We start from the raw sequence: 20,894 nt of genomic DNA, 5'->3' as shown, positions 1-20,894 counted from the left end.
GCGACAGCGTGGCCGAGACCCGCCGCAACGTGCGGTCGTACCTCGACAACCTGAACATCCGGTGACCGCCGGACCCCTGGTCGTCCTCGTCGGCCCCATGGGCTCCGGCAAGTCCACGGTGGGCGCGCTCCTGGCCGAACGGCTCGGCGCGCCCTACCGGGACACCGACGCCGACATCGTCGCCGCCGAAGGACGCGAGATCTCCGACATCTTCGTCGAGGACGGCGAAGAGCACTTCCGCGCCCTGGAGCGGGCCGCGGTGGCCACGGCCGTCGCCGAGCACGAGGGCGTCCTCGCCCTCGGCGGCGGCGCGATCCTCGACGCCGGGACCCGCGCCCTGCTCACCGGGCTGCCCGTCGCGTACCTCTCCATGGACGTCGAGGAGGCCGTACGGCGGGTCGGACTCAACACCGCCCGGCCGCTCCTCGCCGTCAACCCGCGCCGCCAGTGGCGCGAGCTGATGGAGGCGCGCCGCCACCTGTACACCGAAGTCGCACGGGTCGTCGTCGCGACGGACGACCGCACCCCCGAAGAGGTCGCCCAGGCGGTCCTCGACGCTCTGGAGTTGAAGGACGTATGACGGACCAGGACCAGGTGACCCGTATCCAGGTCGGCGGTTCCGCGGGCACCGATCCGTACGAGGTACTGGTCGGCCGGCAGCTCCTCGGTGAGCTCCCCGCGCTGATCGGCACCCAGGCCAAGCGGGTCGCCGTGATCCACCCGGAGGCGCTCGCCGACACCGGCGAGGCGCTCCGCGCCGACCTCGCCGAGCAGGGCTACGAGGCCGTCGCCATCCAGGTGCCGAACGCCGAGGAGGCGAAGACCGCCGAGGTCGCCGCCTACTGCTGGAAGGCGCTCGGACAGACCGGCTTCACCCGCAGCGACGTCGTCGTCGGCGTCGGCGGCGGCGCCACCACCGACCTCGCGGGCTTCGTCGCCGCGACCTGGCTGCGGGGCGTGCGCTGGATCGCCGTGCCGACCACGGTCCTGGCCATGGTCGACGCGGCCGTCGGCGGCAAGACGGGCATCAACACCGCCGAGGGCAAGAACCTCGTCGGCGCCTTCCACCCGCCCGCCGGCGTCCTCTGCGACCTCGCGGCGCTCGACTCGCTGCCCGTGCACGACTACGTCAGCGGTCTCGCGGAGATCATCAAGGCCGGCTTCATCGTCGACCCGGTGATCCTCGACCTCATCGAGGAGGACCCGCAGGCCGCCCGCACCCCTGCCGGGCCGCACACCGCCGAGCTGCTCGTCCGCTCGATCAAGGTCAAGGCGGAGGTCGTCTCCGGCGACCTCAAGGAGTCCGGCCGCCGGGAGATCCTCAACTACGGCCACACCCTCGCCCACGCCATCGAGAAGAACGAGCGGTACAAGTGGCGCCACGGCGCTGCCGTCTCCGTCGGCATGGTCTTCGCCGCCGAGCTCGGCCGCCTCGCCGGTCGCCTCGACGACGCCACCGCCGACCGGCACCGGGCGATCCTGGAGTCCGTCGGCCTGCCGCTCACCTACCGCGGCGACCAGTGGCCCAAGCTCCTGGAGACGATGCGGGTCGACAAGAAGTCCCGCGGCGACCTGCTGCGCTTCATCGTGCTCGACGGGCTCGGCAAGCCGACCGTCCTGGAGGGCCCCGACCCGGCCGTCCTGATCGCGGCGTACGGGGAGGTGTCGGCGTGAGCGAGGCGCGTCCGGTCCTGGTGCTCAACGGGCCCAACCTGGGCCGCCTCGGCTCCCGCGAGCCCGACATCTACGGCGCCACCTCCTACAAGGGGCTCGTCGAGTCCTGCCGGACCCTCGGCGCGGAGCTCGGCTTCGACGTCGAGGTGCGGGAGACCAACGACGAGGGCGAGATGATCCGCTGGCTGCACGAGGCCGCGGACCGCTCGGTCCCCGTGGTGATCAACCCGGGCGCCTTCACCCACTACTCGTACGGAATGCGCGACGCCGCCGCCCAGCGGACCGCCCCGCTGATCGAGGTGCACATCTCGAACCCGTACGCCCGTGAGGAGTTCCGGCACACCTCGGTCATCGCGGCCGTGGCGACCGGCACGGTCGCCGGGTTCGGGATCGGTTCCTACCGGCTGGCGCTGCGGGCGCTCGCCGAGGAACTCACCGACTGACAGGGCACCAGGAGGCGTCCCCGGCCGTTCCCCCTGTGGGGGGGCCGGGGCGGTAACGTTCCGCCGTCCCCGGACACACCTGTCCGGGGATCCAGCAGGCGCACGAGTGGGAGTGGCACCGGATGCAGCACGCAGTGGGGGGTCCGCTGCCACCGCCCGAGCAGCCGGGCCGGGCACCCGGCCCCGGCCCGGGACCCGCGCCCGGTCCGGTACCGGCATCCGGTTCCGCACCGGCGCCCGGGTCTGTGATGGTGCCGGGTTCCGCACAAGCCCCCGGGTCCGTACCCGTGCCCGGTTCCGTACCGACACCCGCGGCAGGCGGGGGGGAGCCCGGTGGGCAGGTGCCCGTGCCTCCGCCGCTGCCGCCCGGCACCCCGTACCCCGCGCCGCCGTCCGGACCCCGGCTCGGTGTGCACCCGACGGTTCAGGCCGGTGCTCCCCGGCCCCCGCACGCCCCGCCGCCCTCCGGGCCCGGACCGGGCTGGGGCGCGCCGGGAGGCATACCCCAGCACCAGCACCCTGCCGCACCCCCGCAGCACCCCTCCTCCGCGCCGCCGCGCGGGGACATGACCGGGCACGTGCCGCTGCCGCCCGTGAGCGCGCCGCTCGCGCCGCCCGCGGAGCTCGGCGCCGGGACCGGTGCGGCCACCCTCGCCGTCCTGCTCATCGGCCCCGCGGGCGCGGGCAAGACGACCGTCGCGCGGCACTGGGCGCAGCGCCGCCGCGTGCCCACCGCGCACATCAGCCTCGACGACGTCCGCGAGTGGGTCTGCTCCGGCTTCGCCGACCCGCAGTCCGGCTGGAACGAGCACTCCGAGGCGCAGTACCGGCTCGCCCGCCGCACCTGCGGCTTCGCCGCGCGCAACTTCCTCGCCAACGGCATCTCCTGCATCGTCGACGACGCCGTCTTCCCGGACCGGCCCGTCGTCGGGCTGGGCGGCTGGAAGCGGCACGTCGGCCCCGGTCTGCTGCCCGTCGTCCTGCTGCCGGGGCTGGAGATCGTCCTGGAGCGCAACGCCGAGCGCAGCGGCAACCGGCGCCTGTCGGACGAGGAGGTCGCCGCCATCCACGGCCGGATGGCCGGCTGGTACGGCTCGGGCCTGCCGATCATCGACAACTCCACGTACGACGTGGAGACCACCGCGCGCGTCCTCGACGACGTCCTCGCCCGCGCGATCGCGAGCCCGCCCACCTGGTGACCCCGCCCGGACGGCCGTCCTGAACAGGCCGTCGCGGCGCGGCGCTCGTAGGCTCGGAGCATGTCAGAGGTGTATGCGGACCGCCGGGTGCGGCTGCGCGACCGGTGCGCGGCCGCGGGCAGCCCGGCGGCCCTGGTCTCCCGCCCCGCCAACGTCCGCTATCTCGCGGGTGGTTCGCCGCCCGGCTCCGTCCTGCTCGTCGGGCCGGAACCGGAGTCGGACGTGCTGCTCTGCCCCGTCCCGCCCGGCGGCGAGCCGGCCGACGGGCGGCTCGACGAGCTGCTCCGGCAGCAGGTCCTGCCCTCCGGAGGGGGCGATCCGGCGGTCGCCGCCGTCGATCTCGCCCGCCGGGCGGGCGCCGACGCGCTCGCGGTCGAGGAGCACCACCTGACGGTCGCCCGGCACCGGGCCATGGGCTCCGTCGCCCCCGCACTGCGCCTCGCCGACCTCGCCTGCGCCGTGGAACAGCTCAGGATCGTCAAGGACGAGGACGAGATCGCCTGCCTGCGGATCGCGGCGGAGATCGCCGACCAGGCCCTCGGCGAGCTCCTGGAGTCGATCCTCGTCGGGCGGACCGAGCGCCACCTCGCCCTGGAGCTGGAGCGGCGGCTCGTCGACCACGGCGCCGACGGGGCCGCCTTCCCCACCTCCGTCGGGACCGGCCCGCACTCCGGGCGCCGCGGGCACCGGCCCACCGACCGACGGGTCGAGGAGGGTGATTTCCTCACCGTCTGCCTCGGCGCGGACTACCGCGGCTACCGGTGCGAGATCGGCCGCACCTTCGTCATCGGCACCACCCCCGCCGACTGGCAGATCGAGCTGTACGAGCTCGTCTTCGCCGCTCAGCGGGCCGGACGGGAGTCCCTCGCACCCGGCGCCGAGTACCGCGACGTGGACCGGGCGGCCCGCCAGATCCTGGACGCCGCGGGGCATGCGGAGTCCGCCGTACCGCTCACCGGGCACGGGGTGGGGCTCGAAATCGACGAGGACCCGCAGCTCTCACCCTCGGCCATGGGTAAACTGGACGCTTGCGTGCCGGTCACCGTCGAACCGGGGGTCCACCTCCCGGGCCGGGGCGGAGTCCGGATCGATGACACGCTCGTCGTACGCCAGGAGGCGGACGGCGGACCCGAGCTACTCACCATCACGACCAAGGAGCTGCTCGCGCTGTAGGGCGCGTACGCCTTTTTGGTCCACGTCAGTCCAGGAGATTCCGCAACCGTGGCTTCCACGAACGACCTCAAGAACGGCATGGTGCTCAAGCTCGAAGGCGGCCAGCTCTGGTCCGTCGTCGAGTTCCAGCACGTCAAGCCCGGCAAGGGCCCGGCCTTCGTGCGCACCAAGCTCAAGAACGTGCTGTCCGGCAAGGTCGTCGACAAGACCTTCAACGCGGGCGTGAAGGTCGACACGGCCACCATCGACCGCCGCGACATGCAGTTCTCCTACATGGACGGCGAGTACTTCGTCTTCATGGACATGGACACCTACGACCAGCTGCACGTCGACCGCAAGTCGGTCGGCGACGCCGCCAACTTCCTCATCGAGGGCTTCACCGCCTCCGTCGCGCAGCACGAGGGCTCGGTCCTCTACGTCGAGCTCCCGGCCGCCGTCGAGCTGACCATCCAGCACACCGACCCGGGTGTCCAGGGCGACCGCTCCACCGGTGGCACCAAGCCCGCCACGCTGGAGACCGGCCACGAGATCCAGGTCCCGCTCTTCATCACCACCGGTGAGAAGGTCAAGGTCGACACCCGCACCAGCGACTACCTCGGCCGGGTGAACAAGTAACCGTGGCCGCTCGGAGCAAGGCGCGCAAGCGCGCCTTCCAGATCCTCTTCGAGGCCGACCAGCGTGGCGCCTCCGTCCAGGAGGTTCTCGCGGACCAGGTCCGGCTGGCGCGGTCGGACGACCGTCAGCCGCCGGTCAACGACTTCACCATGCAGCTGGTCGAGGGATACGCGGCCCACGTGGCGCGGATCGACGAGCTCATCGAGACCTACTCGGTGGACTGGACCCTCGACCGGATGCCCGTCGCCGACCGGAACATCGTGCGCCTCGGTGCGTACGAGCTGATCTGGGAGGACGGCACGCCGGACGCGGTCGCGATCGACGAGTCGGTGCAGCTCGCCAAGGAGTTCTCCACGGACGAGTCCCCGGCCTTCGTCAACGGCCTGCTGGGACGCTTCAAGGACCTGAAGCCGCGCCTGCGCCGGGACGCGGACGTCTAGTCCCGTACGGCACGCGAAGGGGCCCGCAGCACTCGGTGCTGCGGGCCCCTTCGCGTATCGCCGGCTCGTCCGGGGAAGAACGAAGCCGGGCCCGTGGTCGTCGGATGACGGCCACGGGCCCGGCGGTACGTTTCTGCTGTGCCCTCGTAAGGGGTCAGTTCTCCTCGTGGGCGACCGCGCGGCGCGCGTCCGCGTCCAGGACGCCCCAGCTGATCAGCTGCTCGGTGAGGACCGAGGGGGACTGGTCGTAGATGACGGCGAGGGTGCGCAGGTCGTCCTGACGGATCGACAGCACCTTGCCGTTGTAGTCGCCGCGCTGCGACTGGATCGTCGCCGCGTAGCGCTGGAGCGGGCCCGCCTTCTCCTGCGGGACGTGGGCCAGGCGCTCCAGATCCAGGACCAGCTTCGGCGGCGGCTCGGCGGCCCCGCCCGGGGTCGTGCCCGGCAGGAGCTCCTGCACCGGCACCCCGTAGAAGTCGGCCAGCTCGGCAAGACGCTGCACGGTCACAGCGCGGTCTCCGCGCTCGTACGAGCCGACCACGACCGCCTTCCAGCGGCCCTGGGACTTCTCCTCCACCCCGTGGAGGGACAGACCCTGCTGGGTGCGGATGGCACGGAGTTTGGCCCCGAGCTGCTTTGCGTATTCGCTGGACATAACGCTCCCGGACGCTGTGACGACATGCGGCTGCGCCGCGCGGCTGGTAACTCACTGTGAGGTTACGCAGCGTTACACCTACCCGTCAAGCCGAATGGTCCGTACCGCCTCCTCCCGGGGGACGGCGCCCGGAGGGGCGGCAGGGGTGCGCGGGACCGGGCCTCCGACCCCTGGTAGAGTGAACGGCGCAAATCCGACGTCCTTTAAGAGCCGTCCCGTGAGGCGGAGAAGGAGGTCCGTTTTCCATGGACACTCAGCAGCAGTACGGCGACGAAGCGCGGCCCGTTCTCGAGGCCCCTGACATCGCGCGGGTCCTGACCCGCATCGCCCACGAGATCGTCGAGCGCGCCAAGGGCGCCGACGACGTGGTCCTCCTCGGCATCCCCACCCGCGGCGTCTTCCTCGCCCGCCGGCTCGCCGAGAAGCTCGAATCGATCACCGGCTCCAAGATCCCGGTCGGTTCCCTCGACATCACCATGTACCGGGACGACCTGCGGCTGAAGCCCGCCCGCGCCATCGGCCGCACCGAGATCCCCGGTGACGGCATCGACGGCCGCCTCGTCGTCCTCGTCGACGACGTCCTCTTCTCCGGCCGCACCATCCGCGCCGCCCTCGACGCCCTCGGCGACATCGGCCGCCCGCGCGCCGTCCAGCTCGCGGTCCTCGTCGACCGCGGCCACCGCGAACTTCCGATCCGCGCCGACTACGTCGGCAAGAACCTCCCCACGTCGCTGCGGGAGACGGTCAAGGTCCTGCTCGCCGAGGAAGACGGTCGCGACACCGTCCTGCTCGGCGGCAAGCCCGCCTCCTCCTAACCGGACCGGCACCCCCGACGGGTCCGGGGCACAGCCCTGCGCACCCGCATGCCCTCACCCTCCCACCACGGAGCGAAAACCCGATGATGCGTCACCTCATCTCGGCCGCCGACCTCACCCGCGACGACGCCGTCCAGATCCTCGACACCGCCGAGGAGATGGCCCGGGTGGCCGACCGGCCCATCAAGAAGCTGCCGACCCTGCGCGGCCGGACCGTCTGCAACCTCTTCTTCGAGGACTCCACCCGGACCCGGATCTCCTTCGAGGCCGCCGAGAAGCGCCTCTCCGCCGACGTCATCAACTTCGCGGCCAAGGGCTCCAGCGTCTCCAAGGGCGAGTCCCTCAAGGACACCGCGCAGACCCTGGAGGCCATGGGCGTCGACGCGGTCGTCATCCGGCACAGCGCCTCCGGCGCCCCGTACCGGCTCGCCACCTCCGGCTGGATCGACGCCCCCGTCATCAACGCCGGCGACGGCACCCACCAGCACCCCACCCAGGCCCTCCTGGACGCCTTCACCATGCGCCGCCGCCTCGTCGGCCGCGACGCCGGCCTCGGCCAGGACCTCGCGGGCAAGCGCATCACCCTCGTGGGTGATGTCCTGCACAGCCGGGTCGCCCGCTCGAACGTCGACCTGCTGCACACCCTCGGCGCCGAGGTCACCCTGGTGGCCCCGCCCACCCTGGTCCCCGTCGGCGTCGAGACCTGGCCCTGCGACGTCTCGTACGACCTCGACAGCGTGCTGCCGAAGTCGGACGCGGTGATGATGCTGCGTGTGCAGCGCGAGCGGATGAACGCCGCCTTCTTCCCGACCGAGCGCGAGTACTCGCGCCGCTACGGGCTCGACGGCGAGCGGATGGCGAAGATGCCCGAGCACGCCATCGTCATGCACCCCGGCCCGATGGTCCGCGGCATGGAGATCACGGCCGAGGTCGCCGACTCCGACCGCTGCACGGTCGTCGAGCAGGTCGCCAACGGCGTCTCCATCCGGATGGCCGTCCTCTACCTGCTGCTCGGCGGCAACGACTCCGCCACCCCCGCCCGTACCGAGGAGAACAAGTAACCATGAGCAAGATCCTTATCCGCGGTGCGAAGGTCCTCGGCGGCGACGTCCAGGACGTCCTCATCAACGGCGAGACCATCGCCGAGGTCGGCACGGGCCTGTCCGCCGAGGGCGCCACCGTCATCGAGGCCGACGGCCAGATCCTGCTGCCCGGCCTGGTCGACCTCCACACCCACCTGCGCGAGCCCGGCCGCGAGGACTCCGAGACCGTCCTCACCGGCACCCGCGCCGCCGCCTCCGGCGGCTACACCGCCGTCTTCGCCATGGCCAACACCCACCCGGTCGCCGACACCGCCGGCGTCGTCGAGCAGGTCTACCGCCTCGGCCGGGAGCACGGCTACTGCGACGTCCAGCCCATCGGCGCCGTCACCGTCGGCCTCGAGGGCAAGAAGCTCGCCGAGCTCGGCGCCATGCACGACTCCGCCGCAGGCGTCACCGTCTTCTCCGACGACGGCAAGTGCGTCGACGACGCCGTGATCATGCGCCGCGCCCTGGAGTACGTGAAGGCCTTCGGCGGCGTCGTCGCCCAGCACGCCCAGGAGCCCCGCCTCACCGAGGGCGCCCAGATGAACGAGGGCGTCGTCTCCGCCGAGCTCGGCCTGGGCGGCTGGCCCGCCGTCGCCGAGGAGTCGATCATCGCCCGCGACGTCCTCCTCGCCGAGCACGTCGGCTCCCGCGTCCACATCTGCCACCTCTCCACCGCCGGCTCCGTCGAGATCGTCCGCTGGGCCAAGTCCCGCGGCATCGACGTCACCGCCGAGGTCACCCCGCACCACCTCCTCCTCACGGACGAGCTGGTCCGCTCGTACAACCCGGTCTACAAGGTCAACCCGCCGCTGCGCACCGAGAAGGACGTCCTCGCCCTGCGCGAGGCGCTGGCCGACGGCACGATCGACATCGTCGCCACCGACCACGCCCCGCACCCGCACGAGGACAAGGACTGCGAGTGGGCCGCGGCCGCCATGGGCATGGTCGGCCTGGAGACCGCCCTCTCCGTCGTCCAGCAGACGATGGTCGAGACCGGCCTCCTCGACTGGGCCGGCGTCGCCGACCGGATGTCCTTCGCGCCCGCCCGCATCGGACGGGCGAAGGGTCACGGACGCCCCGTCTCGGCAGGTGAGCCCGCGAACCTGACGCTGGTCGATCCGGCTTACCGTGGTGTCGTGGACCCCGCGGACTTCGCCTCCCGCAGCCGCAACACCCCCTACGAGGGCCGTGAGCTGCCGGGACGCGTCACCCACACCTTCCTGCGGGGCCGGGCAACGGTCGTGGACGGGAAGCTGGCGTGACACCACTCATCGCAATCGCCGCAGAGGCAGCCGAGCAGAAGTCGGCGGAGGTGACCGACTGGGCCGGGCGGCTCGGCTGGGTCGCAGGACTGCTGCTCTTCGTCGTCTTCGTGTACTGGCTCATGCGCCAGGGATGGAAGTGGCGCGGCAGCCTCCAGTCCGACCTCCCGGAGCTCCCCACCGCGCCGGAGTCCACCGGTGAGGCGAAACTGACTCTCAGCGGGCGCTACCACGGGTCCACGACCGCCGGGCAGTGGCTCGACCGGATCGTCGCCCACGGCCTCGGCACCCGCAGCCGCGTCGAGCTCACGCTCACCGACGCCGGCATCGAGGTCGTCCGCCCCGGGGCGAACGACTTCTTCGTGCCGGCCGCCGCGCTGCGCGAGGCCCGCCTCGACAAGGGCATCGCCGGCAAGGTCCTCACCGAGGGCGGGCTCCTGATCGTCACCTGGGAGCACGGCGGCAAGCAGCTCGACTCCGGCTTCCGCTCCGACCGGGCGGCCGAGCACACGGCCTGGGTCGAGGCCATCAACTCCATGAACGCCGTAACCACCACGACGGAAGGCATCGCACGATGACGACCTCCACCAGGGGAGCCGCCAAGACTCCCGCCGTACTCGTCCTGGAGGACGGCCGCATCTTCCGCGGCCGCGCCTACGGGGCCGTGGGGGAGACCTTCGGCGAGGCCGTGTTCTCCACCGGCATGACCGGCTACCAGGAGACCCTCACCGACCCGTCGTACCACCGGCAGGTCGTGGTCATGACGGCTCCCCACGTCGGCAACACCGGCGTCAACGACGAGGACCCCGAGTCCGCGCAGATCTGGGTCTCCGGCTACGTCGTCCGCGACCCCGCCCGCGTCTCCTCCAACTGGCGCTCGCAGCGCTCCCTCGACGAGGAGCTGCGCAACCAGGGCGTCGTCGGCATCCAGGGCATCGACACCCGCGCCCTCACCCGCCACCTGCGCGAGAGCGGCGCCATGCGCGTCGGCATCTTCTCCGGCAGCGCGCTCCCCGACGAGGGCACCATGCTCGCCGAGGTCCGCCAGCAGCCCGAGATGAAGGGCGCCAACCTCTCCGCCGAGGTCGCCACCAAGGAGACGTACGTCGTCCCCGCGATCGGCGAGAAGAAGTTCACCGTCGCCGCCGTCGACCTCGGCATCAAGGGCATGACCCCGCACCGGATGGCCGAGCGCGGCATCGAGGTCCACGTCCTCCCCGCCACCGCCACCGCCGAGGACATCTACGCCGTGAACCCGGACGGTGTCTTCTTCTCCAACGGCCCGGGCGACCCGGCCACCGCCGACGGCCCCGTCGCCGTCATGCAGGCCGTCCTGGAGCGCAAGACGCCGCTCTTCGGCATCTGCTTCGGCAACCAGATCCTCGGCCGCGCGCTCGGCTTCGGCACCTACAAGCTGAAGTACGGCCACCGGGGCATCAACCAGCCGGTCCAGGACCGCACCACCGGCAAGGTCGAGGTCACCGCGCACAACCACGGCTTCGCCGTCGACGCGCCCCTCGACAGGGTCTCCGACACCCCCTACGGGCGTGCCGAGGTCTCCCACGTCTGCCTGAACGACCAGGTCGTCGAAGGCCTCCAGCTGCTCGACCAGCCGGCCTTCTCCGTCCAGTACCACCCCGAGGCGGCCGCGGGCCCGCACGACGCCGCGTACCTCTTCGACCGCTTCGTTTCTCTGATGGAGGCCGAGCGTGCCTAAGCGCACCGATATCCAGTCCGTCCTGGTCATCGGCTCCGGCCCGATCGTCATCGGCCAGGCCGCCGAGTTCGACTACTCCGGTACCCAGGCCTGCCGCATCCTCAAGGCCGAGGGCCTGCGGGTGATCCTGGTCAACTCCAACCCGGCCACGATCATGACCGACCCGGAGATCGCCGACGCCACGTACGTCGAGCCGATCACCCCCGAGTTCGTCGAGAAGATCATCGCCAAGGAGCGCCCCGACGCCCTCCTGCCCACCCTCGGCGGCCAGACCGCGCTCAACACCGCGATCTCCATGCACGAGCAGGGTGTGCTCGAGAAGTACGGCGTCGAGCTCATCGGCGCCAACGTCGAGGCCATCAACAAGGGCGAGGACCGCGACCTCTTCAAGGGCGTCGTCGAGGCCGTCAAGGCCAAGATCGGGTACGGCGAGTCCGCCCGCTCCGTCATCTGCCACTCCATGGACGACGTCCTCAAGGGCGTCGAGACGCTCGGCGGCTACCCCGTCGTCGTCCGCCCCTCCTTCACCATGGGCGGCGCCGGCTCCGGCTTCGCCCACGACGAGGACGAGCTGCGCCGCATCGCCGGCCAGGGCCTCACGCTCTCCCCGACCACCGAGGTGCTCCTGGAGGAGTCCATCCTCGGCTGGAAGGAGTACGAGCTGGAGCTCATGCGCGACAAGCACGACAACGTCGTGGTCGTCTGCTCCATCGAGAACTTCGACCCGATGGGCGTCCACACCGGTGACTCGATCACCGTCGCCCCGGCGATGACGCTCACCGACCGCGAGTACCAGCGCCTCCGCGACATCGGCATCGCGATCATCCGCGAGGTCGGCGTCGACACCGGCGGCTGCAACATCCAGTTCGCGGTCAACCCGGACGACGGCCGGATCATCGTCATCGAGATGAACCCGCGCGTCTCCCGCTCCTCCGCGCTCGCCTCCAAGGCGACCGGCTTCCCGATCGCCAAGATCGCGGCCCGTCTCGCCGTCGGCTACACGCTGGACGAGATCCCGAACGACATCACGGAGAAGACCCCGGCGTCCTTCGAGCCCACGCTCGACTACGTCGTCGTCAAGGCCCCGCGCTTCGCCTTCGAGAAGTTCCCGCAGGCCGACTCCACCCTCACCACCACGATGAAGTCGGTCGGCGAGGCCATGGCCATCGGCCGTAACTTCACCGAGGCGCTCCAGAAGGCCCTGCGCTCCCTGGAGAAGAAGGGCTCGCAGTTCTCCTTCACCGGAGAGCCCGGCGACAAGGCCGAACTCCTCCGCGAGGCGGTCCGCCCGACCGACGGCCGCATCAACACGGTCATGCAGGCCATCCGCGCCGGCGCCACCCCGCAGGAGGTCTTCGACGCCACGAAGATCGACCCGTGGTTCGTCGACCAGCTCTTCCTGATCAAGGAGATCGCCGACGAGCTGGCCGCCGCCGAGAAGCTCGACCCCGAGCTGCTCGCCGAGGCCAAGCGCCACGGCTTCTCCGACGCCCAGGTCGCCGAGATCCGGGACCTGCGCGAGGACGTCGTCCGCGAGGTCCGGCACGCCCTCGGCGTCCGCCCGGTCTACAAGACGGTCGACACCTGCGCCGCCGAGTTCGCCGCCAAGACCCCGTACTTCTACTCGTCCTACGACGAGGAGACCGAGGTCGCCCCGCGCGAGAAGCCCGCGGTGATCATCCTGGGCTCCGGCCCGAACCGCATCGGCCAGGGCATCGAGTTCGACTACTCCTGCGTCCACGCCTCCTTCGCCCTGAGCGACGCCGGCTACGAGACCGTGATGGTCAACTGCAACCCGGAGACCGTCTCGACGGACTACGACACCTCCGACCGCCTGTACTTCGAGCCGCTCACGCTCGAGGACGTCCTGGAGATCGTCCACGCCGAGACCCTCGCCGGTCCCGTCGCCGGTGTCGTCGTCCAGCTCGGCGGCCAGACCCCGCTGGGCCTCGCCCAGGCGCTCAAGGACAACGGCGTGCCGGTCGTCGGCACCTCCCCGGAGGCCATCCACGCCGCCGAGGACCGCGGCGCCTTCGGACGCGTCCTCGCCGAGGCCGGTCTCCCCGCGCCGAAGCACGGCACCGCGACCACCTTCGCCGACGCCAAGGCCATCGCCGACGAGATCGGCTACCCCGTCCTCGTACGCCCGTCGTACGTGCTCGGCGGCCGCGGCATGGAGATCGTGTACGACGAGGCCCGCCTGGAGTCGTACATCGCCGAGTCCACCGAGATCAGCCCCACCCGGCCGGTCCTGGTCGACCGCTTCCTCGACGACGCCATCGAGATCGACGTCGACGCGCTCTACGACGGCACCGAGCTCTACCTCGGCGGCGTCATGGAGCACATCGAGGAAGCCGGCATCCACTCCGGCGACTCGGCCTGCGCCCTGCCCCCGATCACCCTCGGCGGCTTCGACATCAAGCGCCTGCGCGCCTCCACCGAGGCCATCGCCAAGGGCGTCGGCGTCCGTGGCCTGATCAACATCCAGTTCGCCATGGCCGGCGACATCCTCTACGTCCTCGAGGCCAACCCGCGCGCCTCCCGGACCGTCCCCTTCACCTCGAAGGCGACCGCCGTGCCGCTCGCGAAGGCCGCCGCCCGCATCTCGCTGGGCGCCACCATCGCCGAGCTGCGCGCCGAGGGCCTGCTGCCGAAGACCGGCGACGGCGGCACCCTGCCGCTCGACGCGCCGATCTCCGTCAAGGAGGCCGTGATGCCGTGGTCGCGCTTCCGCGACGTGCACGGCCGCGGCGTCGACACCGTCCTCGGCCCGGAGATGCGCTCCACCGGCGAGGTCATGGGCATCGACGCGGTCTTCGGCACGGCCTACGCCAAGTCGCAGGCCGGCGCCTACGGCCCGCTGCCCACCAAGGGCCGCGCGTTCATCTCGGTCGCCAACCGCGACAAGCGCTCGATGATCTTCCCGGCCCGCGAGCTCGTCGCCCACGGCTTCGAGCTGCTCGCCACCTCCGGCACCGCCGAGGTCCTCAAGCGCAACGGCATCAACGCCACGGTCGTCCGCAAGCTCAGCGAGGGCGAAGGCCCGAACGGCGAGAAGACCATCGTCCAGCTCATCCACGACGGCCAGGTCGACCTGATCGTCAACACCCCGTACGGCACCGGCGGCCGCCTCGACGGCTACGAGATCCGTACGGCCGCGGTGGCGCGCAGCGTCCCCTGCCTCACCACGGTCCAGGCGCTCGCCGCGGCCGTCCAGGGCATCGACGCGCTGAACCACGGCGGCGTGGGCGTCCGCTCGCTCCAGGAGCACGCGGAGCACCTGATCGCGGCCCGCGACTAGCAAGCCCGTACGAGGAGGGGGACACCGGCAGGACCGCGGTGTCCCCCTCGTCATGACCTGGAGCCACCAGCATGTACAAGTTCTTCTTCAACCTGGTCTTCAAGCGCATGGACCCCGAGCAGGCCCACTACATGGCCTTCCGCTGGATCCGCCTCGCCGCCCGGATCCCCGTCCTGCGCACCTTCGTCGCCGCCGTCCTCGCGCCCCGGTACAAGGAGCTGCGCACCGAGGCCCTCGGCCTCCGCATGCACGGCCCCTTCGGGCTCGCCGCCGGCTTCGACAAGAACGCCGTCGCCATCGACGGCATGTCGATGCTCGGCTTCGACCACGTCGAGATCGGCACCGTCACCGGCGAGGCCCAGCCCGGCAACCCCAAGAAGCGCCTCTTCCGGCTCGTCCCGGACCGCGCCCTGATCAACCGCATGGGCTTCAACAACGAGGGCTCCGCCGCCGTCGCCGAGCGCCTGGCCACCCGCAACCCCGTCTTCAAGACGGTCGTCGGGGTCAACATCGGCAAGACCAAGGTCGTCCCCGAGGCCGAGGCCGCCGCCGACTACGTGAAGTCCACCGAGCGCCTCGCCGCGCACGCCGACTACCTCGTCGTCAACGTCTCCTCCCCGAACACCCCGGGCCTGCGCAACCTCCAGGCCACCGAGTCCCTGCGCCCGCTCCTCACGGCCGTCCGCGAGGCCGCCGACCGCACGGTCACCGGCCGCCGGGTCCCCCTCCTGGTCAAGATCGCCCCCGACCTGGCCGACGAGGACGTCGACGCGGTCGCCGACCTCGCCCTGGAGCTCGGCCTCGACGGCATCATCGCCACCAACACCACCATCGCGCGCGAGGGCCTCGGCCTGAAGTCCGACCCGGCGCTCGTCAAGGAGACCGGCGGCCTGTCCGGCGCGCCGGTCAAGGAGCGCTCCCTGGCCGTCCTGCGCCGCCTCCACGCGCGCGTGGGCGACCGGCTGGTCCTGGTGGGCGTCGGCGGCGTCGAGAACGCCGAGGACGCCTGGCAGCGCATCCTCGCCGGCGCCACCCTCGTCCAGGGCTACAGCGCCTTCATCTACGAGGGCCCGTTCTACGCCCGCGCGATCCACAAGGGCCTCGCCGCGCGCCTCGCGGCCTCCCCGTACGCCACCCTCGCCGAGGCCGTCGGCGCCGACAACCGAAAGGCCACGAAGTGACCCTCTCCTTCGGAACCCGCCTGCGCACCGCCATGGACGAGCGCGGCCCCCTCTGCGTCGGCATCGACCCGCACGCCGCCCTGCTCGACTCCTGGGGCCTGACCGACGACATCGCCGGTCTCGAGCGCTTCACCTTCACCGTCGTCGAGGCCCTCGCCGAGACCGTGGCCGTCTTCAAGCCGCAGTCCGCCTTCTTCGAGCGCTTCGGCTCGCGCGGCATCGCCGTCCTGGAGCGCGCCACCGCCGACCTGCGCGCGGCGGGCGGCCTGGTCGTCATGGACGCCAAGCGCGGCGACATCGGCTCCACCATGGCCGCGTACGCGGAGACCTTCCTGCGCAAGGACTCCCCGCTCTTCTCCGACGCACTGACGGTCTCCCCGTACCTCGGTTACGGCGCCCTGAAGCCGGCCGTCGACCTGGCCCGCGAGTCCGGCGCCGGCCTCTTCGTGCTGGCCCTCACCTCCAACCCGGAGGGCGCGGAGGTCCAGCGGGCGGTCCGCGAGGACGGCCGCACCATCGGCGCGACCATGCTCGCCCACCTCGCCGAGGAGAACGCGGGGGAGACGCCGATGGGCTCCTTCGGCGCGGTCGTCGGCGCCACCCTCGGCGACCTGTCCTCCTTCGACCTGGACATCAACGGGCCGCTCCTCGCCCCCGGCATCGGCGCCCAGGGCGCGACCCCCGCCGACCTCCCGGCCGTCTTCGGCGCCGCGGTCCGCAACGTCGTCCCGAACGTCAGCCGCGGCGTCCTGCGCAACGGTCCGGACGTGGCCGCCCTGCGGGACTCCGCGCACCGCTACGCGGACGAGATCCGCGCGGCCGTCGCCGGCTGACGTGTCTCCGGGAGGGGCCGACGGGTCTCCCGGGACAATCCGCAGGTCGGAGCGGACGGGGCCCCCGGTGGTGAGCCGTCTCACTCCTTGACGAAAACTTGGCTCAAAACCGGGTCGTTATGCCTGAAAAGTCCTGGTCGGTCGATGCTGACCAGGACTTTTCCGCTGTTCTCGCTGACTGGAGCGGCCTCGGCCGCTAGTCTCCGGGGCAGAGCAGGCGTTCAACGACCACACCGTTGATCGTTGCTCCACTGGTGTGGGGCGTCCAGGTTCCTCACCGGTCCGTATCCGACAGATCGACATCCGAGGTGACGTAGGCGTGGCTCTTCCGCCCCTTACCCCTGAACAGCGCGCAGCCGCGCTCGAAAAGGCCGCCGCGGCTCGCCGGGAGCGGGCCGAGGTCAAGAATCGACTCAAGCACTCCGGCGCCTCCCTGCACGAGGTCATCAAGACCGGCCAGGAGAACGACGTCATCGGCAAGATGAAGGTCTCCGCCCTCCTTGAGTCCCTGCCCGGCGTCGGCAAGGTCCGTGCCAAGCAGATCATGGAGCGCCTCGGCATCTCCGAGAGCCGTCGTGTCCGTGGTCTCGGCTCCAACCAGATCGCTTCCCTGGAGCGCGAGTTCGGCAGCACCGGCGCCTGAACCGGCGGCCGGTCCGGCCGTCGATCCGGGGCACGCGTCCCGGGCACGCCGGTGAAGCTGGAATAATCGCTGCATGGCAGCAGAGGTACGTCCGCGGCTGACCGTGCTCTCCGGCCCCTCAGGGGTCGGCAAGAGCACGGTCGTCGCTCATATGCGCAAGGTCCACCCCGAGGTCTGGCTCTCGGTGTCGGCGACGACGCGGAAGCCCCGCCCCGGCGAGAAGCACGGCGTCCACTACTTCTTCGTCACGGACGACGAGTTCGACAAGCTGATCGCCAACGGTGAGCTCCTCGAGTGGGCCGAGTTCGCGGGCAACCGCTACGGCACCCCGCGCGGAGCCGTCCTGGAGCGGCTCGACTCCGGCGAGCCCGTGCTCCTGGAGATCGACCTCCAGGGCGCCCGTCAGGTGAAGGACTCCATGGCCGAGTCCCAGCTGGTCTTCCTGGCCCCGCCGAGCTGGGAGGAGCTGGTCCGCCGGCTCACCGGCCGCGGCACCGAGTCGCCCGAGGTCATCGCGCGCCGCCTGGAGGCCGCGAAGGTCGAGCTGGCCGCCGAATCGGAGTTCGACACCACCCTCGTCAACACCTCCGTCGAGGACGTCGCACGCGAGCTGCTAACGTTGATGCACGTTGTCTGATCTTTTTTCCATCTTCGGAAGGTAGAGCGTGTCCTCTTCCATCACCGCGCCCGAGGGCATCATCAACCCGCCGATCGACGAGCTGCTCGAGGCCACGGACTCGAAGTACAGCCTCGTGATCTACGCGGCCAAGCGCGCGCGTCAGATCAACGCGTACTACTCCCAGCTCGGCGAGGGCCTCCTGGAGTACGTGGGTCCGCTCGTCGACACCCACGTCCACGAGAAGCCGCTCTCGATCGCCCTGCGCGAGATCAACGCGGGTCTGCTGACGTCCGAGGCCATCGAGGGCCCCGCGCAGTAAGCACTGAGCGTGTAACGCTTGTCACCACAGGCCCGGCGGAACATCCGCCGGGCCTGTGGTGTCTCATGGAGTCGTACGCATCCGAGCCTCCAGAAGACCAGGGGAGCAGTGACAGTCGTGACCAAGCCGAAGGTGGTCCTGGGCGTCAGCGGCGGCATCGCCGCCTACAAGGCGTGCGAGCTGCTGCGCCGGCTCACCGAGTCCGGCCACGACGTCCGGGTCGTGCCCACCGACTCCGCCCTCCACTTCGTCGGCGCCGCCACCTGGTCCGCGCTCTCCGGCAACCCCGTCTCCACCGAGGTGTGGGAGTCCGTCCACGAGGTCCCGCACGTGCGGATCGGCCAGGGCGCCGACCTCGTCGTCGTCGCCCCCGCCACCGCCGACATGCTCGCCAAGGCGGCCCACGGCCTCGCCGACGACCTGCTCACCAACACGCTGCTCACCGCGCGCTGTCCGGTCGTCTTCGCCCCCGCCATGCACACCGAGATGTGGGAGCACCCGGCGACCCAGGAGAACGTGGCGACCCTGCGCCGCCGCGGCGCCGTCGTCATCGAGCCCGCCGTCGGCCGCCTCACCGGCGTCGACACCGGCAAGGGCCGGCTCCCGGACCCGGCCGAGATCTTCGAGGTCTGCCGCCGGATCCTCGCCCGCGGCGTCACCACCCCCGACCTCGCCGGACGCCACGTCGTGGTCAGCGCGGGCGGGACCCGCGAGCCCCTCGACCCCGTCCGCTACCTCGGCAACCGCTCCTCCGGGAAGCAGGGCTACGCCCTCGCGAAGGCGGCCGCCGCCCGCGGCGCCCGCGTCACCCTCGTCGAGGCGAACACCGGCATCGCCGACCCCGCCGGAGTCGACGTGGTCCACGTCGGCACCGCCGTCCAGCTCCGCGAGGCCGTCCTCAAGGCCGCCGCCGACGCCGACGCGGTCGTGATGGCCGCAGCCGTCGCCGACTTCCGCCCGGCCGTCTACGCCCCCGGGAAGATCAAGAAGAAGGACGACGGCGGCGCGCCGACCATCGAGCTCGTGCGCAACCCCGACATCCTCGCCGAGCTCTCCGCCGACCGCGCCCTGCCCGGCCAGGTCGTCGTGGGCTTCGCCGCGGAGACCGACGACGTCCTCGCCAACGGGCGCGCCAAGCTCGCCCGCAAGGGCTGCGACCTCCTCGTCGTCAACGAGGTGGGGGAGCGGAAGACCTTCGGCTCCGAGGAGAACGAGGCCGTCGTCCTCGCCTCGGACGGCGTTGAGACCCCCGTACCGTACGGGCCGAAGGAAGCGCTCGCCGAGACGGTCTGGGACCTGGTCCTGCCGCGGCTGCGCCCCTCGACCTGACGCATCCGGTCCGCCCCCGGGGCGGACACCGGTGCCGCCTCCGGGGGCGCGATCCGCCGTCCGGGGAGGTGCGAAACACCGCCTGACGAGTGATTTGCGCCCCACCCGGCTGGGCAGGTCTGCCCTGCCGGCAGGCGGTTCCGCCGTCTCACCGGCATTCGCCAGGCGAGACACCTGGTCCATTGTCCGACCACGACCGATAGACTGTTCGTGGAACGTCGCGGGGCGCAGCCCCCTGCCGGTCCGCGTCACGAGTAGCCAGCAGCCGCTGCAACCCCAGGGAGCGTTGTGTCCCGTCGTCTGTTCACCTCGGAGTCCGTCACCGAGGGCCACCCCGACAAGATCGCTGACCAGATCAGCGACACCATTCTCGACGCGCTGCTGCGCGAGGACCCCACCTCGCGCGTCGCCGTCGAGACGCTGATCACCACCGGCCTGGTGCACGTCGCCGGTGAGGTGACCACCAAGGCGTGGGCGGACATCCCGACCCTCGTCCGGAACAAGATCCTCGAGATCGGTTACGACTCCTCGAAGAAGGGCTTCGACGGCGCCTCCTGCGGCGTGTCGGTGTCCATCGGATCCCAGTCCCCGGACATCGCCCAGGGCGTGGACACCGCGTACGAGAAGCGGGTCGAGGGCGACGAGGACGAGCTCGACAAGCAGGGCGCCGGCGACCAGGGCCTGATGTTCGGCTACGCGTCGGACGAGACCCCCGAGCTCATGCCGCTGCCGATCCACATCGCGCACCGGCTCTCCCGCCGCCTCACCGAGGTCCGCAAGAACGGGACCATCCCGTACCTGCGTCCCGACGGCAAGACCCAGGTCACCATCGAGTACGACGGCGACAAGGCCGTCCGCCTCGACACGGTCGTCGTCTCCTCGCAGCACGCCTCGGACATCGACCTCGAGTCGCTGCTCGCGCCCGACATCCGCGAGTTCGTCGTCGAGCACGTGCTCAAGCAGCTCGTCGAGGACGGCATCAAGCTCGACACCGACGGCTACCGCCTGCTCGTGAACCCGACCGGCCGCTTCGAGATCGGCGGTCCGATGGGCGACGCCGGCCTCACCGGCCGCAAGATCATCATCGACACCTACGGCGGCATGGCCCGCCACGGTGGCGGCGCCTTCTCCGGCAAGGACCCGTCCAAGGTCGACCGCTCCGCCGCCTACGCCATGCGCTGGGTCGCCAAGAACGTCGTCGCCGCGGGCCTCGCCTCGCGCTGCGAGGTCCAGGTCGCCTACGCGATCGGCAAGGCCGAGCCCGTCGGCCTCTTCGTCGAGACCTTCGGCACCAACACCATCGAGACCGAGAAGATCGAGCACGCCATCGGCGAGGTCTTCGACCTCCGCCCGGCCGCGATCATCCGCGACCTCGACCTGCTCCGCCCGATCTACTCCCAGACCGCCGCCTACGGCCACTTCGGCCGCGAGCTGCCGGACTTCACCTGGGAGCGCACGGACCGCGTGGACGCCCTGAAGCAGGCCGCCGGCCTGTAGTCCCACCCGGACACCCACGGAGCCCGGTACCCCCAGCGGGGGGTGCCGGGCTCCGGGCACGTCCGGCTGTCGGTGGCGTCTGGTAGGTATG

Annotated in this window: 21 protein-coding genes; 20 read left to right on the top strand and 1 reads right to left on the bottom strand. The window is 71.3% G+C overall.

Annotation, left to right across the window (positions count from 1 at the left end; all coding sequences use genetic code 11):
* Positions 1 to 61 precede the first annotated feature (61 nt).
* The 7 genes from ACFYX3_RS39670 (at position 62) to nusB (ending at position 5,544) form a co-directional block, all read left to right on the top strand.
* A complete protein-coding gene (locus ACFYX3_RS39670) occupies positions 62 to 580 on the top strand; it encodes a shikimate kinase (protein WP_030693083.1) in 519 nt (172 codons plus the stop codon).
* Positions 577 to 1,674: a 3-dehydroquinate synthase gene (aroB, locus tag ACFYX3_RS39665; protein WP_184932496.1), complete on the top strand. Its 1,098-nt coding sequence runs from the start codon at positions 577 to 579 to the stop codon at positions 1,672 to 1,674. The genes ACFYX3_RS39670 and aroB overlap by 4 nt, the downstream gene beginning before the upstream one ends.
* Complete coding sequence (gene aroQ, locus ACFYX3_RS39660) at positions 1,671 to 2,117, top strand: type II 3-dehydroquinate dehydratase (protein WP_376585891.1); 447 nt, start codon at positions 1,671 to 1,673, stop codon at positions 2,115 to 2,117. The genes aroB and aroQ overlap by 4 nt, the downstream gene beginning before the upstream one ends.
* Before the next feature lie 122 nt (positions 2,118 to 2,239).
* On the top strand, positions 2,240 to 3,316 hold the full coding sequence (locus ACFYX3_RS39655) for an AAA family ATPase (protein WP_389024683.1): 1,077 nt from the start codon (positions 2,240 to 2,242) through the stop codon (positions 3,314 to 3,316).
* A 60-nt stretch (positions 3,317 to 3,376) separates the two neighbouring features.
* Positions 3,377 to 4,489 carry an aminopeptidase P family protein gene (locus tag ACFYX3_RS39650; protein ID WP_389024681.1) on the top strand — a complete coding sequence of 371 codons (1,113 nt, stop codon included), beginning with the start codon at positions 3,377 to 3,379 and terminating at the stop codon, positions 4,487 to 4,489.
* 48 nt (positions 4,490 to 4,537) lie between these two features.
* Entirely contained in the window at positions 4,538 to 5,104 is a 567-nt protein-coding gene (gene efp, locus ACFYX3_RS39645; protein WP_376585882.1) for an elongation factor P, read from the top strand.
* A 2-nt stretch (positions 5,105 to 5,106) separates the two neighbouring features.
* Positions 5,107 to 5,544, top strand: a complete 438-nt coding sequence (nusB, locus tag ACFYX3_RS39640; protein WP_116162016.1) for a transcription antitermination factor NusB — start codon at positions 5,107 to 5,109, stop codon at positions 5,542 to 5,544.
* A gap of 154 nt (positions 5,545 to 5,698) precedes the next feature.
* On the opposite strand, the gene bldD is transcribed toward nusB, so the two are convergent.
* Positions 5,699 to 6,199: a transcriptional regulator BldD gene (gene bldD, locus ACFYX3_RS39635; protein WP_015032294.1), complete on the bottom strand. Its 501-nt coding sequence runs from the start codon at positions 6,197 to 6,199 to the stop codon at positions 5,699 to 5,701.
* 245 nt (positions 6,200 to 6,444) lie between these two features.
* Here bldD and pyrR point away from each other — a divergent pair, with 245 nt between their 5' ends.
* From pyrR to metK, 13 genes are all read left to right on the top strand, one after another.
* Positions 6,445 to 7,014 carry a bifunctional pyr operon transcriptional regulator/uracil phosphoribosyltransferase PyrR gene (pyrR, locus tag ACFYX3_RS39630; protein ID WP_116162017.1) on the top strand — a complete coding sequence of 190 codons (570 nt, stop codon included), beginning with the start codon at positions 6,445 to 6,447 and terminating at the stop codon, positions 7,012 to 7,014.
* 83 nt (positions 7,015 to 7,097) lie between these two features.
* On the top strand, positions 7,098 to 8,075 hold the full coding sequence (locus tag ACFYX3_RS39625; protein WP_352024449.1) for an aspartate carbamoyltransferase catalytic subunit: 978 nt from the start codon (positions 7,098 to 7,100) through the stop codon (positions 8,073 to 8,075).
* Positions 8,076 to 8,077: 2 nt separating this feature from the next.
* Positions 8,078 to 9,364 (top strand): dihydroorotase, encoded by a 1,287-nt coding sequence (locus ACFYX3_RS39620; RefSeq protein ID WP_389024676.1) that lies wholly within the window; start codon positions 8,078 to 8,080, stop codon positions 9,362 to 9,364.
* Positions 9,361 to 9,942 carry a hypothetical protein gene (locus ACFYX3_RS39615; protein WP_352024447.1) on the top strand — a complete coding sequence of 194 codons (582 nt, stop codon included), beginning with the start codon at positions 9,361 to 9,363 and terminating at the stop codon, positions 9,940 to 9,942. Before ACFYX3_RS39620 ends, ACFYX3_RS39615 begins: the two co-directional genes overlap by 4 nt.
* Positions 9,939 to 11,081, top strand: a complete 1,143-nt coding sequence (gene carA / locus ACFYX3_RS39610; RefSeq protein WP_376585869.1) for a glutamine-hydrolyzing carbamoyl-phosphate synthase small subunit — start codon at positions 9,939 to 9,941, stop codon at positions 11,079 to 11,081. The genes ACFYX3_RS39615 and carA overlap by 4 nt, the downstream gene beginning before the upstream one ends.
* Positions 11,074 to 14,382 carry a carbamoyl-phosphate synthase large subunit gene (gene carB, locus ACFYX3_RS39605; protein ID WP_389024673.1) on the top strand — a complete coding sequence of 1,103 codons (3,309 nt, stop codon included), beginning with the start codon at positions 11,074 to 11,076 and terminating at the stop codon, positions 14,380 to 14,382. The genes carA and carB overlap by 8 nt, the downstream gene beginning before the upstream one ends.
* A 71-nt stretch (positions 14,383 to 14,453) precedes the next feature.
* Positions 14,454 to 15,563 carry a quinone-dependent dihydroorotate dehydrogenase gene (locus ACFYX3_RS39600; protein ID WP_389024671.1) on the top strand — a complete coding sequence of 370 codons (1,110 nt, stop codon included), beginning with the start codon at positions 14,454 to 14,456 and terminating at the stop codon, positions 15,561 to 15,563.
* On the top strand, positions 15,560 to 16,396 hold the full coding sequence (pyrF, locus tag ACFYX3_RS39595; RefSeq protein WP_116162024.1) for an orotidine-5'-phosphate decarboxylase: 837 nt from the start codon (positions 15,560 to 15,562) through the stop codon (positions 16,394 to 16,396). The genes ACFYX3_RS39600 and pyrF overlap by 4 nt, the downstream gene beginning before the upstream one ends.
* 319 nt (positions 16,397 to 16,715) lie before the next feature.
* A complete protein-coding gene (locus tag ACFYX3_RS39590) occupies positions 16,716 to 17,039 on the top strand; it encodes an integration host factor (RefSeq protein WP_030204477.1) in 324 nt (107 codons plus the stop codon).
* 73 nt (positions 17,040 to 17,112) lie between these two features.
* Positions 17,113 to 17,676, top strand: a complete 564-nt coding sequence (gene gmk / locus ACFYX3_RS39585) for a guanylate kinase (RefSeq protein ID WP_359511801.1) — start codon at positions 17,113 to 17,115, stop codon at positions 17,674 to 17,676.
* A gap of 28 nt (positions 17,677 to 17,704) precedes the next feature.
* A complete protein-coding gene (gene rpoZ, locus ACFYX3_RS39580; protein WP_005319902.1) occupies positions 17,705 to 17,977 on the top strand; it encodes a DNA-directed RNA polymerase subunit omega in 273 nt (90 codons plus the stop codon).
* Between the two features lie 117 nt (positions 17,978 to 18,094).
* Positions 18,095 to 19,306 carry a bifunctional phosphopantothenoylcysteine decarboxylase/phosphopantothenate--cysteine ligase CoaBC gene (gene coaBC / locus ACFYX3_RS39575; RefSeq protein ID WP_389024668.1) on the top strand — a complete coding sequence of 404 codons (1,212 nt, stop codon included), beginning with the start codon at positions 18,095 to 18,097 and terminating at the stop codon, positions 19,304 to 19,306.
* Positions 19,307 to 19,594: 288 nt separating this feature from the next.
* Positions 19,595 to 20,803 carry a methionine adenosyltransferase gene (gene metK / locus ACFYX3_RS39570; RefSeq protein ID WP_382662584.1) on the top strand — a complete coding sequence of 403 codons (1,209 nt, stop codon included), beginning with the start codon at positions 19,595 to 19,597 and terminating at the stop codon, positions 20,801 to 20,803.
* Positions 20,804 to 20,894 lie beyond the last annotated feature (91 nt).

It is taken from the genome of Streptomyces sp. NPDC002463 (genome assembly GCF_042889835.1).
GTDB lineage: Bacteria > Actinomycetota > Actinomycetes > Streptomycetales > Streptomycetaceae > Streptomyces > Streptomyces nymphaeiformis.
This window is presented reverse-complemented; position numbering and strand designations above follow the sequence as displayed.